13 protein-coding genes are annotated in these 16292 nt (G+C 40.6%); all 13 read right to left on the bottom strand.

Annotation, left to right across the window (positions count from 1 at the left end):
- Positions 1–122: 122 nt before the first annotated feature.
- Positions 123–1490: an ABC transporter permease gene (locus PBN151_RS07170; protein ID WP_072728413.1), complete on the bottom strand. Its 1368-nt coding sequence runs from the start codon at positions 1488–1490 to the stop codon at positions 123–125.
- 17 nt (positions 1491–1507) lie between these two features.
- The gene (locus tag PBN151_RS07165) at positions 1508–2767 is read right to left on the bottom strand and encodes an ABC transporter permease (protein WP_072728412.1); all 1260 of its coding nucleotides are present in this window, start codon (positions 2765–2767) and stop codon (positions 1508–1510) included.
- Positions 2764–3444 carry an ABC transporter ATP-binding protein gene (locus PBN151_RS07160; RefSeq protein WP_227774462.1) on the bottom strand — a complete coding sequence of 227 codons (681 nt, stop codon included), beginning with the start codon at positions 3442–3444 and terminating at the stop codon, positions 2764–2766. Before PBN151_RS07160 ends, PBN151_RS07165 begins: the two co-directional genes overlap by 4 nt.
- Before the next feature lie 476 nt (positions 3445–3920).
- Positions 3921–6251, bottom strand: a complete 2331-nt coding sequence (gene fabD / locus PBN151_RS07155) for an ACP S-malonyltransferase (RefSeq protein WP_072728411.1) — start codon at positions 6249–6251, stop codon at positions 3921–3923.
- Between the two features lie 70 nt (positions 6252–6321).
- Complete coding sequence (locus tag PBN151_RS07150; RefSeq protein WP_227774460.1) at positions 6322–7632, bottom strand: beta-ketoacyl synthase N-terminal-like domain-containing protein; 1311 nt, start codon at positions 7630–7632, stop codon at positions 6322–6324.
- Complete coding sequence (locus PBN151_RS07145; protein WP_072728410.1) at positions 7619–7858, bottom strand: acyl carrier protein; 240 nt, start codon at positions 7856–7858, stop codon at positions 7619–7621. The genes PBN151_RS07150 and PBN151_RS07145 overlap by 14 nt, the downstream gene beginning before the upstream one ends.
- Positions 7859–7884: 26 nt before the next feature.
- Complete coding sequence (locus tag PBN151_RS07140; protein ID WP_227774488.1) at positions 7885–8841, bottom strand: acyltransferase domain-containing protein; 957 nt, start codon at positions 8839–8841, stop codon at positions 7885–7887.
- 93 nt (positions 8842–8934) lie between these two features.
- Positions 8935–9615, bottom strand: a complete 681-nt coding sequence (locus PBN151_RS07135; protein WP_227774457.1) for an MBL fold metallo-hydrolase — start codon at positions 9613–9615, stop codon at positions 8935–8937.
- 683 nt (positions 9616–10298) lie between these two features.
- Positions 10299–10826 (bottom strand): antiterminator LoaP, encoded by a 528-nt coding sequence (loaP, locus tag PBN151_RS07130; RefSeq protein ID WP_072728407.1) that lies wholly within the window; start codon positions 10824–10826, stop codon positions 10299–10301.
- Positions 10827–11841: 1015 nt separating this feature from the next.
- Positions 11842–12318, bottom strand: a complete 477-nt coding sequence (locus tag PBN151_RS07125; protein WP_065291673.1) for a zinc ribbon domain-containing protein — start codon at positions 12316–12318, stop codon at positions 11842–11844.
- 227 nt (positions 12319–12545) lie between these two features.
- Positions 12546–13964 (bottom strand): dihydrolipoyl dehydrogenase, encoded by a 1419-nt coding sequence (gene lpdA, locus PBN151_RS07120; RefSeq protein WP_072728406.1) that lies wholly within the window; start codon positions 13962–13964, stop codon positions 12546–12548.
- Positions 13965–13968: 4 nt separating this feature from the next.
- Entirely contained in the window at positions 13969–15240 is a 1272-nt protein-coding gene (locus PBN151_RS07115; RefSeq protein ID WP_072728405.1) for a dihydrolipoamide acetyltransferase family protein, read from the bottom strand.
- A gap of 35 nt (positions 15241–15275) precedes the next feature.
- Positions 15276–16253: an alpha-ketoacid dehydrogenase subunit beta gene (locus PBN151_RS07110; protein WP_021253886.1), complete on the bottom strand. Its 978-nt coding sequence runs from the start codon at positions 16251–16253 to the stop codon at positions 15276–15278.
- Between the last annotated feature and the right edge of the window lie 39 nt (positions 16254–16292).

Here is a 16292-nt window from a genome sequence, read left to right as displayed (position 1 = left end):
CTGACTATTTGAGCCGTAAGAAACAATTAAACCGCACACTAAAAACTCCCCATAAAGCAGAAGGTTTTTGTTAATTAACCTGTCTACTTTATGGGGAGCATCCCTATCAAACACCAGTTCAATTACGAACCAATGAATTTCCCCTGATTCGATTTAGGCTCGCTTCCCGGAAAAATACTACGGAAGAATATCGAGAAAAGCGAAATTTTCCGTTGCCGTTTCAGCATAAGATCCGTGATATTTTGGTAACACAATTTCAATCCAGGGCCGCCCGAAGAGATAATCGTAAACAGGGTAATGATCAAAAAGGCCAAGATAGTATCTCCAACTTTTAGAACGGGATAAATTCTCTCGCCTCCAATGACCGTAGTAATCGCCCCTGAACCCAAATAGATTCCGGTATTGCCAACGATTAGAACCAGCACCACCACCATTATCAAAGCAGCCACCATGGCGATGATAGACAAAAAGTAAAATTCAAAGAAAATAATCAAGAAACTTTGAAAACGGCTATAGCCAATCGCTCGAATAGTCCCAAATTCCTTCATTCGTCCAAACAGGTTCATTTTAATGGTGGAATAAATGCCGAGCGCGATGACACATAAAAAGAACACCACAAAAACTTCAAAGGATGCTTTTAACATAGTTGAAGTATTGGTGAAAAACGAGGAAGCCATCTCCGATGACTCAGCCCGCAATATGGGACTTTCGGAGGTTAAATATTGATCCATTGTCTCTGCAAATCTGCCCCTCTGATCTGGATGCTTCAAAAAAATCCTTCCTACATCGAAGTAACCGGATTCGAAATCAAAAAGTTCCTTGGCATTGTTATAAGACATAAAAGAGTATTTATTGTCATAGATAGCCATGTTGCTGTAAATACCCGTGATTACAAAATCCAGCGATTTACTGGTTCCATCGGGAGTTATCGCCTCAAACATGACCTTGTCGCCTAATTTCAGATGATTGGCTTTCGCCTTGTCGGCACTGATGCAAATGGAATAAGGTTGATCCGATAATAGCACTCCCTGATCCATTTTCACGGTTTCGCTGGCAAGGAGCATATCTTGGTATTGCGGAGTCAAGCTAAATACTTTGGCGGTATCCACAGTGTTACCCTTGGTCATTTGAGCATTCCGGATAATGGTGGGATAATATGCCTGGATCTCTTCCGAGTGATCCTTTACAAAGGTCTCCAATCGGCTAATCGCCTGTTGATTCTGATCTTTTTTCTCGGCCTCAAAAGCTTGAATGGCTAACAACCGAGACGGATCACTGTTCTTGACCTTTTTGGTGTTTTCCCAAATTACTGCCACATCCCCGGACTGAAGATTGACATAACTTTTGGAAACTTGCTTTTGCGCGCCATTCATAATGGCATCAGTGGTCATTAGAAGGAATAACGACAGCCAAATCGCCAAACCTATTAAAATGGAGCGTTTTTTCTTTGCCAAAATATTCCGAAAGGCAATTTTAATAATATTTTTCATGAAATCATTCCCCTTTACTAGATTTCCTTTAAGGTCTCGACTGGTTTTAACGAGGCCGCCTTATATGTGGGATAGAGCGACGAAATCAAGGCAAAGAAAAAGATGATGATGAATTGAGGTATAATTTGGGAAAATTCAAACTTCATGAAAAAGTGTTCTCCTAATAATTTTCCCAGCACGGGCCCAGTATTCATACCTACTTTTGAAAAGTATAAAACCAGAGCGGACCCAGCGATGGTTCCAATTAAAGCAAAACAAGTTACGATAATCAGAATCTCTCCCATAAAAATCTGAATGATCCGGAAGCGGCTGAAACCAATGGCTCTTAAAGTTCCAATATCCTGATACCGCTCCAAACTCATCATATTCACCAAATTGATAATCAATAAGCAACTAATCAGCATTAGAATAAAGAGGAAACTATAAAAGGTCATGACATACAAGTCGACACCGCCCAAAATAGTGCCACCCATGGTTTCCCAGGTGGATATTTTTATCTTGTCCAATGGGAATCCTGAAGTGCTTAAATCTGAGTTTATGGCGTCAAGCGTCTGCTCGATTGTCGTGCGGTCTTTGGTATAAATAATAAAATCGGTAACCTCCCCAGCCTTAAGACCCATTAATTCCTGGGCGCTTTGCAGATCCACATAGGCATAGTCAAACTGGGCCACCGCAGAATTCAGCTCCAGACTACCAACCCCAACCACTTTCAAATCCAACTTGATGGGATGTCCGTCCTTCGTCTGAGCCAACACGCTAATGTCATCCCCAACTTTGACTTTGAATTGTTCGGCTTGAGATTCGGTAAGCATAATCTCATGGGTTTTATTAGGAGCCAAATACCGACCGTCAATCAGTTTATAAGATTGTTGATAATTGGTTGCAGTTGTGTCAAGCCCGATAATCATCGCGGGGACTTTCCATTTATCGTGGGTTAACATGGCATTTTCACGTACCCGTTTGACATAGCTCAGCCGTTCCGTCTGGGAATCCAGATACTTTTCCAGTAGCGCCACTTGATCCCCATTCAGATAGTTAATCTCTCCCCAGTTTTTGTTGGTTGTGGCCATGTCTCCTTCTTCTGATTGCGAGGAACGGAATTGAATCTCTCCAGTCAGGGAATTGATGAGGTGCCCCTCCATATTAGCCTTCATGGTTGAAACAAAGGACTGAAAAAAAACCATCAAAAAGCTAATAAAAAAAATGAATGAACCCAAAATCAATGTCCGCCATTGAGTTACAAAGATATTTTTGATGGAAATTAAAAATATCTTCATGATTTTCCCTCACTTTCAATCACACCGTCTTGCAAATGAAATATCCGGTTTGCCTTTTGCATAACCTTAGGATCATGGGTTGAGAAGATAAATGTAGTTTGTTCTCTCCGGTTGATCTCTTGCATCAAATCAATAATTTCCATCCCCGTCCGGAAGTCGAGATTGGCCGTAGGTTCGTCTGCTAAAACCAATTTGGGTTTGGTAACCAGCGCTCTGGCGATGGCCACTCGTTGCCGTTGCCCACCGGAAAGTTCGGACGGTTTATGTTTTGCTTGACCGGAGAGCCCAACTTCCTGAATAAAATAGTTTACCCGTTCTTTGCGCTCTGCCGGTGAGACTTCTTTCATAATGAGAAGCGGCAGTTCAACATTTTCGTACACATTCAACACTGGAATCAGGTTAAATGACTGAAAAATAAAGCCGATAGTATACAGCCGGATACGGTTTAACGCTTTCTCCCGCAGATCACTTACTTTGGTATTGTGAATCCATACTTCACCGCTAGTTGGATAATCCAAACAGCCAATCAATTGGAGCAAGGTTGACTTACCACTCCCTGAGGATCCGGCGATTGTAACAAAATCGCCTTGATCAATTTGTAAATCGATCCCGCGCAAAGCCGGTACAATGGTTTTCCCTAAATGATAGTTTTTGGTGACATGTTTAATGTTGATCAATGTAATACCTCCATCAAAAAATAATGTTTTCTGCGTTTTCCTGGCTCTTACACAGATTTTCATCTTTGACACTCAAACTGCCTTAGATAGGTTTTGATGAGGAGAAACTTACCGATCTTGATCAGTTCGAACATCTCATCCAAAATGGATTTGAGTTTTATGCATCAACTGAAGTTTCCTTCTGTTTCCCACTTATGAAATTTTGCTTAATAGCTCACTCTTCACATCTAAATAATTGGGTTTAATGGTTAATCCATGAATAAAAGAAATAACAAAGACATCTCATATTGTTGGTGTAGTAAATTTACAGAGTAAACACTACCAAACAGAAGAGATGTCTCCTAATATGATAGAGTATTGTATAAATTCTATTGATTGGAAATTATGTTCAAGGTAAAAGAGGGGTTATATGATCTGGTCATACAAGATGGAAAATGAAATTGAAGGTAATGTTGCTTGTGTTCTATTTCTTTAAATTACGCATTCATAAGTATTTCTTTGTAACGCTTGTTGAGCAATTCAGCAGAACCATGCATAATTTTTAGTGCAATATCATCTACGTGGCGGTTTCTCCAGTTTTCTAGCTCTGTTCCCTTGACCCATTGGTTAAATGCACCTAAAGAAGGGCCGCAATGCACCTGATAATCCACCTTGCATTCAATATTCCCACTTAGTGCTAATTTAGTACTATAAGCGAAATACCATTTGAAAATTAATGCCATTTTATGCTTGGGATTATTTTCTGCCTTCTCTATATCACTATGAGGATAATAACTTTTCAATTCCTCAAATACACTTTCAAAACTGCGTTTAAAATATTTTTCCTGTATCTGTTTTTTTGTTTTTTCATCTATATCAACAATTGAATTATGCTGACAGTATAAATGATAAAGTTTATTCGCCCTGGCAGGAAAGAATAAACCTTTCTTCAAGACCTGAACCTTAGCTCCAAATTCAAACATATCTCCAGCAGGTGCTAATTCAGTATCCTGTACATTCATTTGCTGCAGCAAATCCTTTACTGTATCGTGAGTATTAGCCTCCACCGTACATTGGTTGATCGATCCGGTTACAATAAAATCCGCTCCCATTACAAATGCAGCAGCTGCGGCTTGTGGAGTTCCGATCCCTCCTGCAGCTCCGACACGCACGGGAGTAGTATATCTATACTTGCTCATCATCTCATCTCTAAGTACAGTAATCGCAGGCATTAATGCATATGCTACACCACTATCCGTGTGTCCCCCAGAGTCTGCTTCTACACTTAGGTCATTCGCCATAGGTACATTCTTCAATAATTCAGCTTCATTCGCTGTAATCACGTTCTCATCCAGCAGCTTATCAACAATCCGCTTTGGTGCTGGGCTCAAAAAAGCTTCCGCGACTTCTGGCCTGGATATTTTGGCGATAATCCTGTTGTCAGTTATGACATTTCCATTTCCATCTCGCCTTAAGCCTTTAGCCTTATATTTCACTAATGATGAGGTAATTCCCAAAAATGCCGAAGCTTCAATAGTTCTTACTTTATATTTCAATAACAAATCAACAAGCTGATGTTCCTTATCCGGATTGTTAAGATTATACAAAAAATTCAAACCATAGGCCTGTCCTTCTGACAATTCCTTTTGAATGAATTGAATATCTGCTTCAATTGCAGCCAAATGCATACCGCCGGTACCCAAAAATCCCATCATTCCGGCTTTTCCCATCTTCACAACTAATTCCTTTGAGGCCACACCTCTATACATAGCACCTGTTAGATAAGCATACTTCAAACCATAATTCTTTTTAAATTCCTTATTCCCCAATGAAGCAGCAATAATTTCAAAAGGCTTTTGTACGACTTCGTCCACAGGTTTCTTAACAACTATTTCTTCGTGTATAGCTAATACATTTCCCAACTTATTACTTCTATCGAAATTAGGAACCTCAATTTCCTCAACTTCAGTAATCGGTTCAGCTTCCCTTTTTATACGATTGAGCATACCCGTAAGAATCTTGCCTGTTCCTATTTCTTCAAAATTCATCTCGCCACGGCCTAATAAGTAACGTATACTGTCAGTCCATTGTACAGAATGGGTTATTTGCTTGATCAAATTTGTTTTTATTGACTTTTGAGTATAGGGCCTAGCATAGACATTTGAAATCACAGATATTTCAAGTTGTTGAATCGGCATCTCATCTATATATTTTTCAAATTCCTGCCGGGCATTTTCCATATACCTTGAGTGAAATGCACCACTAACCTTTAAAGGGGAGTACATCCTAACATGATTATTTGATTCGAATACGGATTTTGCTTTGTCAATATCTTCTTTTGGGCCGGATATTACGATTTGTGTCGGAGAATTGTAATTTGCAATATCAATTTTTGCTAGCCTTTCAGTATCCAGTACCTCACGTACCTGATCGCCCGTCAAGCCTATAACCGCGGCCATTCCGCCGCCATAAGCTTTACCCATCAGTTCCCCTCTTTTTTTGACTAGTTTCAAACCTGTCTCGAAGTTAAACGCATTTGCAGCGAAAAGTGCATTATATTCACCCAAGCTATGACCTGCAACATAGTCCGGTATTTGTCCAGTCTCCAGACGTTTCTTGAGATATAGTAACGAATTGACAACAAACAATGCAGGTTGAGTAAACTGTGTAAAGCCTAATTTGTTTTCAGGATCCTCCAAACACAACTCCTTAATCGAATAACCTAATATTTGATCTGCTGCATGAACCATATCAGGAAACTCATCAAATAAATCCTTTCCCATTCCCTTCTGTTGAGATCCTTGTCCTGGAAACAAATATGTGATCATTGCAACCCTCCTCGTGTACACAATGTTAGACGCTCATTGAAAACGTTATTACTTCATTTCCTATTCCTATTCAATATTCACCTTTGCGAATGATAAGACTTGTGTTGATTCCCCCAAAAGCAAAAGAGTTACTTAAGGCTACTTTGATAGATACATCATTGTAGGTTTCTTTACTAAATCTAAACGTTTCGTCTATAGGCCTTTCCAGATTGAGATTTGGGTGCACAAATCCCCCATTTAACTGTAGAACTGTTGCAATTGCTTCTATCACTCCTGCAGAGTATAAACAATGACCTGTTAGACTTTTCGTTGAGTTAATCCATATACGCTCTTTTTCGTTTCCACATATCTTTGAAATAGCTTTTAACTCAGTCCTATCCCCAAGAGGAGAAGAACTGCCATGAGTATTTATATAGTCTATCTCGCCAATCCTTATATTTGCCTGCTTAAGAGCGCTGGCCATGGCTCTTTCTTCTCCATGTACATTTGGGTCAGACAGTTTGTTTCCATCCAGAATAATCGAACTCCCTAGTATTTCTGCCAGTATTTTTGTTTTTCTCGCATTGGCGCTTTCCATAGATTCAAGAATTATACATCCACTGGCTTGCCCATAGATGAATCCTTCATGGTCAATATCGAAGGGGCGACAAGACTGTTCAGGTCGATCATGATATATTTTCCCTCCCATCGCTCCAATATTGTAAAATGCCTGGAGCTCCATAGGAGAGAAAACGGCCGCTGCACCCACTACAACACAAACATCAACGATTCCAAGCCTAATTAATTGCAGACCCTTGATTATTCCCACATTACCACTTGCTGAAGCTCCGCCTACCGTGAAACCTTCCCCATTAATTCCAAAGAGTTCGCTCAATGTGCCTACATGATCTGTATCCATAAATTGTAACGCATAACTGGAAGATACAAATTCGGGATTCTTTTTGAATTTTTCATATAAGTCATATTGTAAGTGTTGGTTAAGATTATTCCCTGCTACTACAAGTCCAACCCTTTCCATATCAAAATCGACATCACAAATACCCGAACTTTCCCACGCTTCTATTGCAGCAGCAACAGCATAGTGAAGGGGTTCAGGAGAACGTCTCACACATTTTTGAATTTTGTTAATAATTCTCTCCATTCTAGGATGGATAGTCCCTTTTTTGTTCTCGAGAGTAAAGCCTCTAATTTCTGCTCCGATTTTGACAGGGATGTCTAAATCAATATTCCTTTGCAAATATCCAATTCCGCTTTTACCCGTTTGAAGAGCAGCTGCAAAGCTTGTTATGTCTTGCCCAATGGAGCTAACTACACCCATTCCGGTGATGGCAACAGAACGATTATTCCTCATTTTATCACCCAGATGTTTATTTCTTTGCATCAAGAAGATCTATTATGCCTTGGATATTACTCAGTTTACCAAATTCCACAAGTGGTACTTTTATGTCTGTCAATTCCATTGTTCTTATAATAATATCCATCCTATCTACAGAGTTCGCGCCTATGTCCTTTAAACTCATTTCAGGTTGAACCTCATGCACTTCTATATCTGGAAGAATCTCAACAATTGCTTCTTTAACTGCATTGAAAATTGATTCTTTTGTCAACCAAAACACCTTCCTTCTCGTTTTTTTCACTTCCACTCTAACTGTTTTCTTATAAACTTATTACAAATAAACTCAAATCTATCTATATCATTTGAAAATGGAGTCCCAATTGCATGAGTCTCCGATGCCGTATGACGATTCAGGTTATACTTAACAAAATTTGATAACGTACCTGATGGGCCGAAATCGAAATAGATACATTCCTCTTTTTTTTCAAGATACTCTACTGCATCTTGAAATAGAATAGGCTTTCTGACTACATCCCATATGTAATCTTTTGTTTTATCACCTGTTATTTCGTTTCCATACGATGAAGACAAGATTTTTACTTTCGGACGTTCAAATTTTATTTGAGATGCATACTTCTTAAATTCAATTTCAATGGAATTGATTAAGCTTGAATGATAGGCAAAAGATACAGGCAGCATTTGACACGTTATCTCCTTGCTACGCAAATATTTCTCGATCATTATCAAATTCTCATGCGTACCAGATATCACATAATGGGAATTAAAATTAATAGCTGCTAACTCGCTATTATTATGAATCAGAGGTATCTCATCATAGGAATGAAAGATGTTTAATATAGCCAACATGGATCCCTTCATACAAAATCCCTCAAATAGCTGAGCTTGCCTGATAACGATCTCTAACATCTCCTCAACATGTACAACATTAGCAATCGATAAAGCCGCATATTCTCCTAAACTTGAACCAAATACATAATCCGGTTCCAATCCAAGTTCTAAAAAAGTCATCGCCATTGAATACTCGAACATAAAAATGGCCGGATGACTAAATAGTGTCCGGTTAAATAGGTCAATTTTTCTTTTTTTATTGTCAAACAGATGTTCTAGAATTGAATTTCCAATCATGTCTAACGCGATTCGATCTAACTTCTTCATGTACCTTTGAAATATTTCGTTATTATGAAAGAGGTCTTCTCCCATGTGATAATACTGAGAGCCCTGTCCTGAGAACATAAAAACTTTTCTTCTCCTATCCATTCCCCAACACTTCCTACATATCAAAATGTATATCCCGTCCAATTTCTGTATTACATAGTGACTCGGATATTACTTAAAATGCAATAAATTTTTCTGGTTGTTACGCATCCTGAACTGAATAAAATACTCCTCTTTTTCTATTTGAAAGTATATGTTGTTATGCATCAGATAACTCAAAGGATATCCAGGCTCTTTTCCGTACGAATGTCCTGGACAGATACAAACATGAGGCTTGACGGTTCTTTTTATCTTACAGATACTTTCAAACATCTGTTCCGGTGATCCCCCATTGGATGTACACGCACCACATCCCTCAATGAATATGGTATCACCTGTAAATAAATGATCCGTCAATAGAAAACACATTCCCCCTACAGTGTGGCCAGGTGTCAAGAGAAAAGTTAGTTCCGTAAATCCCAGATTAAGAACATCAAAATCATGCACGGAATTTAAATTTTTACATCGAAACCCATAAAAGTTGATTTCCTCAGCGGACATAAAAACTTGTGAGTCATACCGTTCCACTAATGGATTCACCATATTAACATGATCCATATGCGAATGAGTCAACAGAATTGACGCAGGTTGAACTCCTAGGTGTTCAAATGTCCTTACTATTAATTCTAAGTCCCACGATGGGTCTACTATTGCAGCTTGACCGGAAACTTTATCTATTATGATATAGTTGTAATTTATAAAATTAAGAGAAGAGGTCTTAAATTGATGGAGTCTATAAGCTTTATTTTCCACACTTTTCATCCCCCTAAATCAAAACCGCCCGTGTCAACGGGCGGTTTTTTAAGCGGCAGCATCTTTTTTTGTCCATAACAACTCAGATATTTTTTCATACTTCTATCTGTTTTGATATGCCATCATACCATCTACAGTAAATAACATCATTTGTTTAAGGAAAGGTCTCAACTAATACAAAACAATAATGTACAGACTCGTGCTGAAATAGTGACTTTATCCAATAGATAGACAAATTGATAACCTCTATAATAAAAGAGGAGTGTTACTATGGGACAGTCAAGGCAGTGCGGTAGCAGTTCAAGGAGCAGGATATTTACGTTTAAAGGATGGCTTAATCTCGCAAATGCAATGGAGCTGTATGAGTGTAGGATCTTAGGTTAGGCGATGGATAGCCGGATGAAAACAGAACTTGTCTCGGCCGTGCTATAACAACTTAGGATTCCCCGATGGAATCCTTCTGAGGAAGCTCAACATGGAATGGCTGAATGAATGAATTTTTAAGACTCACAAGCTGAACTGCACCGTTTTTTTCGCTTCCATCTATCATTTATAGACAAGGTCATAGCTTCGCCCTGTCGTCTAAATGTAAATTTACACTACCGCAATCAGCTCATTATGATCTCAAAGTTACACCTACGCACCGAAGCAGCGATAGAATTTCACTTTGATTCTTTTATTTTTTATTCCAAAAGATTAATACCTACATCAAACCTGACTTCTTTCCCCATAAAATTCAATTCGATACGGGCTCTTCTCTTACGTTTGTCAATTTTCTTAATGATTCCTTCTCTACCCTTTAGAGGACCGTCGCGAACAATTACTTTGGCATTTTCCACATAGACATTGGAATAATCGATCTCACCATTTTTACTGATAAGATCAATGATGTACACCATTTCCTCATCGTCAATTTTATGGAAAACATGCTTTCCTGTACTTTCATCAATGAAGTTAAATTTGTTCAGAAGCCGATAGCACCTGGGTATATTTTTGAGTTCATAGTAAGTATCCACATTCAGCACCGTATGTACAAACACATATCCGGGGAACATCGTCCTGCACACTTCGTAGAATTTCCCTTGTCTTCGTTCTTTTAATTTCCGTTTCGGCACAATTGCTTGAATCAGGGACTGATCGAAAAATTTATAAATCAATGCTTGAACCATTTCTTCATTTCCTGTTTCGACAAAGAGTGCATACCAATCCATTGTTCCTCCTGCAAACTTTAGTATTATAAATACTTATTTGGAAGAAAAATATAACAGGCGTACAAGGATTCCGTATATTTCAATATTACCGTATTTTTCTAATGCAATCAACAGATTTTTACATTTGCAACCCTTTAGTTTAGGTAGTAGATTACCATTTTTTACTCACTATTTGTGTTCTAAACTACTCATAGTATCGTGTAGGCAACTAATCGTAACGCCTCTTCAAAGAATTGCCTACACAAGTCATTGCGCTGTATTTACCTAAACTATGCAAGATAAGAGGAAGTGATTTGAGATTCTAATAATTGATCTACATGATGATACAACAAGCATATTTGTGTTAGATTATACTTCATTACTTCAGAGGCTTCCGCAACAATTCACGTTCTCGTTAGCCTTCCCTATTCTGACCCTCACCCTCCTCTCATTTTCAACTTGTTTTTTATTCCAGAACTATTATTACAGACATAATATTATCTTATCCTATTTGTGTCAATATATTGTATTTTTTGATATAGTAAATATACTTTCATTCTTAGACTACGAGGTACCATCGACCTTCCCACGCTTGAACAGAGGCTGTATGACCTCTATAGTCTTGGTGGTGTATAATCGACAAGATACCTGTTCGCTAACCTATGCGTATTTCCATCCCTGTCACTGAGCCATATTCGAATTAACTGATCGCCTTCCATCAGCTTCACCTGCATGGAAGTGATTTTCCCATCCTTCGGTTTTTCAAGGTTTTGGTCATACATATCCTAATCTGCCATCGTAATTCGAATATTTGCCCTCTTGGAGTTTAAACGTTATATTCACTTCAAGGATATGTGCAGATGTTTTCCTGCCTAACACTTCCTGTTATATCCACAATATCAGAATGGTAATACGGCCATTTCCAAATGTCCATAATTGATAGTTGACATAAAAAAGCCCCGCAGTACTACTGCAAGGGCGAAAATAATTTCAATGCATAAACCGTTACAGAACGTATACAGATCTGCTATTTAAATTATTCTTCGAATTTATGACCACATTCCGCACAGAAGCTCGACCCTTTATCACTTGCTACCTGACACACTGGACATACAACCATCACTTTTATATCTACAACTTCCTCTTCTGAAAAATGCCCTACAAAATGATGTCCGCAGCCTGAACAGAACTTTGTATCTAATGTAGCAGGTTTACTACAAGACGGACACAGTTTCTCATTCTGCACCGTACGAATCCGATTTTCAACATCCTGAACTTCTGCTTTCTTCTGATTGATCTGTTCACTAAACAGCAGCAGTTGATCGCTTATTTCTTCTATTGTCCCATTTTGCATGGCATGATACACACATTCTCCCATACGACTGTAAATACCCGTAATTTCTTTTTCCTTTGAAGAAATTTGAAATTTCAACCGATTTACCTCTATCGTGGACTGTGCTTTTTTTCCTGCTTCCGCTGCACCTTGCTTTAATTTATCAAAAAAACTGCTCACCGTAATCCTCTCCATTCCGTAAATGAGTACTGATCATGATAACTTTAGATATTAGTAATATAGAGAAAAACATCTCTGTTTATTACATGAATCACCTTACATAACCAGTACTATTCACATCTCGGTAAAAAAAAGCCCCCGCAGCGCTGCTGCAAGGGCAAAAGCAAATCAAATATATAAACAGAACCGTAACAGAACGTATACAGAACCCTCAGAGAGAGAGGGGATTACTTACCTACTGTGTGGATTGGGTGACCAAGAACAACTTCAGCAGCTTCCATCACGATTTCACCAAGTGTTGGGTGAGCGTGGATTGTCAACGCCAAGTCTTCTACAGTTGCAGCCATTTCAACTGCCAAGCCCATTTCCGCGATCAAGTTCGATGCTTCAGGACCTACGATTTGAGAACCGAGGACGATACCTGTGTCAGCATCGGATACGATTTTCACGAAACCGTCAACGCTTCCGCCGAGGGACAACGCACGACCGTTACCTGCATAAGGGAATTTACCAGCTTTTACTTTGAAGCCTTTTTCCTTCGCTTCGGATTCAGACAAGCCTACGCTTGCGCACTCTGGATCTGTGAAGCATACTGCAGGGATGCACTTGTAATCTACAACGCTAGGCATTCCAGCGATTGCTTCTGCAGCCACTTTACCTTCGTAAGAAGCTTTGTGAGCCAATGCAGGGCCAGCAACGATATCGCCGATAGCGAAGATGTGCGGAATGCTTGTGCGTCCTTGGTGGTCAACTTCAATCAAGCCGCGATCAGTCATTTTCACGCCGATCATGTCCAGACCAAGCTCACCGTCAGTGTTCGGACGACGACCAACTGTTACGAGCAAGTAGTCAGCTGTCACTTCTTTGAACTCGCCGCCAACTGTGAATTTCACAGTAACGTCTTTGTCTGTTTGTGTAGCAGATTCTGCTTTCGCACCAGTGAAGATCTCAACATTGGATTTCTTCATGTTTTTCGATACAAGTTGTGTCATGTCTTTGTCGAAGCCAGGAAGAACCATGTCCGCGCCTTCGATAACAGTTACTTTCGTACCGAACTTGGAGTACATTTGACCAAGCTCAGCGCCGATGTAGCCGCCGCCGATAACGATCATGGACTTAGGAACTTCTGGCAATTCCAAAGCTTCTGTCGAAGACAGGATGCGTCCAGTGAATGGGAAAGGCTTCAATTCGATTGGACGGGAACCTGTTGCGATGATGCAGTTTTTGAACTTGTAGCGCGGTGCTTCTTGATCGTTGAAGACACGTGCTTCATTTTCATTGATGAACATGCATTCGCCTTTGAAGATTTGAACTTTGTTAGCTTTCAACAAAGCGCCTACGCCGCCAGTCAATTTCTTAACTACGCCGCCTTTAAATTCTTGCACTTTTGTGAAGTCCACTTTTACGTTTTCTGCAGTAATACCGATTGCAGAAGCGTGTTGTGTTACTTCATATTGGTGTGCAGCACTGATAAGCGCTTTGGATGGGATACAACCGCGGTTCAAGCACACACCGCCGAGTTCGGATTTATCTACGATGAGTACGCTTTGGCCGAGTTGGGCAGCGCGAATCGCTGCCACGTAACCGCCAGGGCCTGCCCCGATAACCAAAGTGTCAATGTTCAAAGATGCGTCTCCTACTACCATTTGGTTACACCTCCATAACAAGCAACTCAGGATTAGCAAGCAGTTGCTTGATGTAGTTCATAAAGTTTTGAGCTGTCGCGCCATCGATCAGACGGTGGTCGAAGCTGAGGGACAATGCCATAACTGGCGCTGCCACGATTTCGCCGTTCTTCACAACTGGCTTCTCGGAGATACGGCCTGTACCCAAGATTGCAACTTCTGGGAAGTTGATGATTGGAGTAAAGAACATACCGCCAGCGGAACCAATGTTTGTGATTGTGATTGTGCTGCCTTTCAGTTCGTTCGGAGCAAGTTTGCCTTCACGACCGCGGCTAGCCAAATCTTTAATATCGTTAGCGATCATCCAGATGCTGCGACGATCTGCATCATTGATTACAGGAACCATCAAGCCGTTGTCTGTATCTGTTGCGATACCGATATTGTAGTACTTTTTGTACACGATTTCGTTGTTTGCTTCGTCGATCATTGCGTTCATCGCAGGGAATTGACGGCAAGCTGCAACGAGTGCTTTTACGATGAATGGAAGGTAAGTTACTTTTGTACCTTTCTTCTCCATCATTGGCTTCAAGCGTGTGCGGAATGCAACAAGCTCGCCAACTTCCACTTCGTCCATGATTGTAACGTGTGGAGCTGTGTAAGCCGATTTAACCATTGCATTCGAAATCGCTTTGCGAATACCTTTGAACGGTACGCGCTCTTCTTCAGCATCGCGTCCAGTTGCTGCTGCCGCTGGAGCTGCTTTTTTCGCTTCTTCTGCTTTAGGTGCCTCAGTTGCTGCTGGAGCTGTTGCAGGTGCTCCGCCGTTAGCGAATGCTTCTACATCTTCACGAGTGATTTTGCCGTTCTTGCCAGTAGCAGGAACTTCAGCAATGTTCACGCCAAGATCACGAGCATGCTTGCGAACGCTTGGAGTTGCAAGTACATCACGGTTAGGTGCTGCTGCTACGCCTTCAGCTTTAGGAGCTTCAGCTGCTGGTGCAGGAGCTGCTTCCTCTTGAGCTGCTTCTTCTGGCATATCTTGCTCAGGAATTTCACCTTCAGCGTCGATGATCGCTACTACTTCGCCCATGTGGCATACTTGACCATCTTTCGCGAATACTTCCAATACCGTACCATTTACAGGGCAAGGAACTTCAACGATAGCTTTATCGTTTTGTACTTCCATGATGATATCATCATCAGTTACCTTGTCTCCTGCTTTAATGTGCATTTTGATAATTTCGCCTTCGTGAAGGCCCTCCCCTAGTTCAGGGAAGCGATACTCAAATTTAGCCACAGTAAAATCCTCCTTCTCTCTGTTCCGGTTCTATCTTAGAAGTTCAATACTTTGTTGACGCCTGCTACGATACGAGCTGGTGATGGCAACCATTGATCTTCGATTTGTGCGAAAGGATACACTGTATCTGGACCTGCAATACGAAGTACAGGTGCTTCCAGATGAAGAATCGCTTTTTCGTTGATTTGTGCAATAACTTCTGCAGCTACGCCGGAAGTCTTTTGCGCTTCTTGTACCACAATTGCGCGGTTCGTCTTCTTGATAGACTCAACGATTGTGTCGATATCAAGCGGCGCCAATGTGCGAAGGTCGATAACTTCTGCTTGCACGCCTTCTTTTTCAAGTTCAGCAGCAGCTTTCATTGCTGTGTGAACCATCAAGCCGTATGCAAGAATTGTTACGTCTTTACCTTCACGAACAACTTTGGCTTTACCGATTTCAACTGTATATTCGCCTTCTGGCACTTCATCACGGAATGCATGATACAAGTTCAAGTGTTCCATGAAGAATACTGGATCATTGTCACGGATTGCGGAAATCATCAATCCTTTTGCATCGTAAGGGTTGGAAGGAACAATAACCTTGATACCTGGTGTTTGTACCATCAAACCTTCAAGGGAGTCTGTATGCAATTCTGCAGCTTTTACGCCGCCACCGAATGGTGTGCGGAATACGATTGGCGAGTTGTAGCGGCCGCCGGAACGGAAGCGCATGCGTGCTGCTTGAACGCACATTTGGTCAAGTGCTTCATAGATGAAACCTACGAATTGGATTTCAGCAACAGGACGGAAGCCTTGAACGCCCAAACCTACTGCCATACCGCCGATTGCGGACTCTGCAAGCGGAGTATCAAATACACGCTCTTCACCAAATTCTTTTTGCAAACCTTCAGTCGCACGGAATACACCGCCGACATGGCCAACGTCTTCACCAAAGACCACAACATTAGGGTCTCTTTTCAATTCAACGCGCATTGCGTCGCGAATTGCTTCTTTCATATTCATTTGTGCCATTGCTTGTTTCCTCCTTACCGTTATCACAGAACCATATAT

Origin of the sequence: Paenibacillus sp. NAIST15-1, assembly GCF_001894745.1 — a bacterium.
Lineage (GTDB): Bacteria > Bacillota > Bacilli > Paenibacillales > Paenibacillaceae > Paenibacillus_B > Paenibacillus_B suaedae.
The sequence above is the reverse complement of the archived record's forward strand: the minus strand, read 5'-3'. Positions and strand labels throughout refer to the sequence as shown.

Coding starts and splice junctions, on each gene's coding strand:
- PBN151_RS07170 (WP_072728413.1), bottom strand. CDS start 1,490: ATGAAAAATATTATTAAAATTGCCTTTCGGAATATTTTGGCAAAGAAA.
- PBN151_RS07165 (WP_072728412.1), bottom strand. CDS start 2,767: ATGAAGATATTTTTAATTTCCATCAAAAATATCTTTGTAACTCAATGG.
- fabD (WP_072728411.1), bottom strand. CDS start 6,251: ATGATCACATATTTGTTTCCAGGACAAGGATCTCAACAGAAGGGAATG.
- PBN151_RS07150 (WP_227774460.1), bottom strand. CDS start 7,632: ATGCAAAGAAATAAACATCTGGGTGATAAAATGAGGAATAATCGTTCT.
- PBN151_RS07140 (WP_227774488.1), bottom strand. CDS start 8,841: ATGTTCTCAGGACAGGGCTCTCAGTATTATCACATGGGAGAAGACCTC.
- loaP (WP_072728407.1), bottom strand. CDS start 10,826: ATGGATTGGTATGCACTCTTTGTCGAAACAGGAAATGAAGAAATGGTT.
- lpdA (WP_072728406.1), bottom strand. CDS start 13,964: ATGGTAGTAGGAGACGCATCTTTGAACATTGACACTTTGGTTATCGGG.
- PBN151_RS07110 (WP_021253886.1), bottom strand. CDS start 16,253: ATGGCACAAATGAATATGAAAGAAGCAATTCGCGACGCAATGCGCGTT.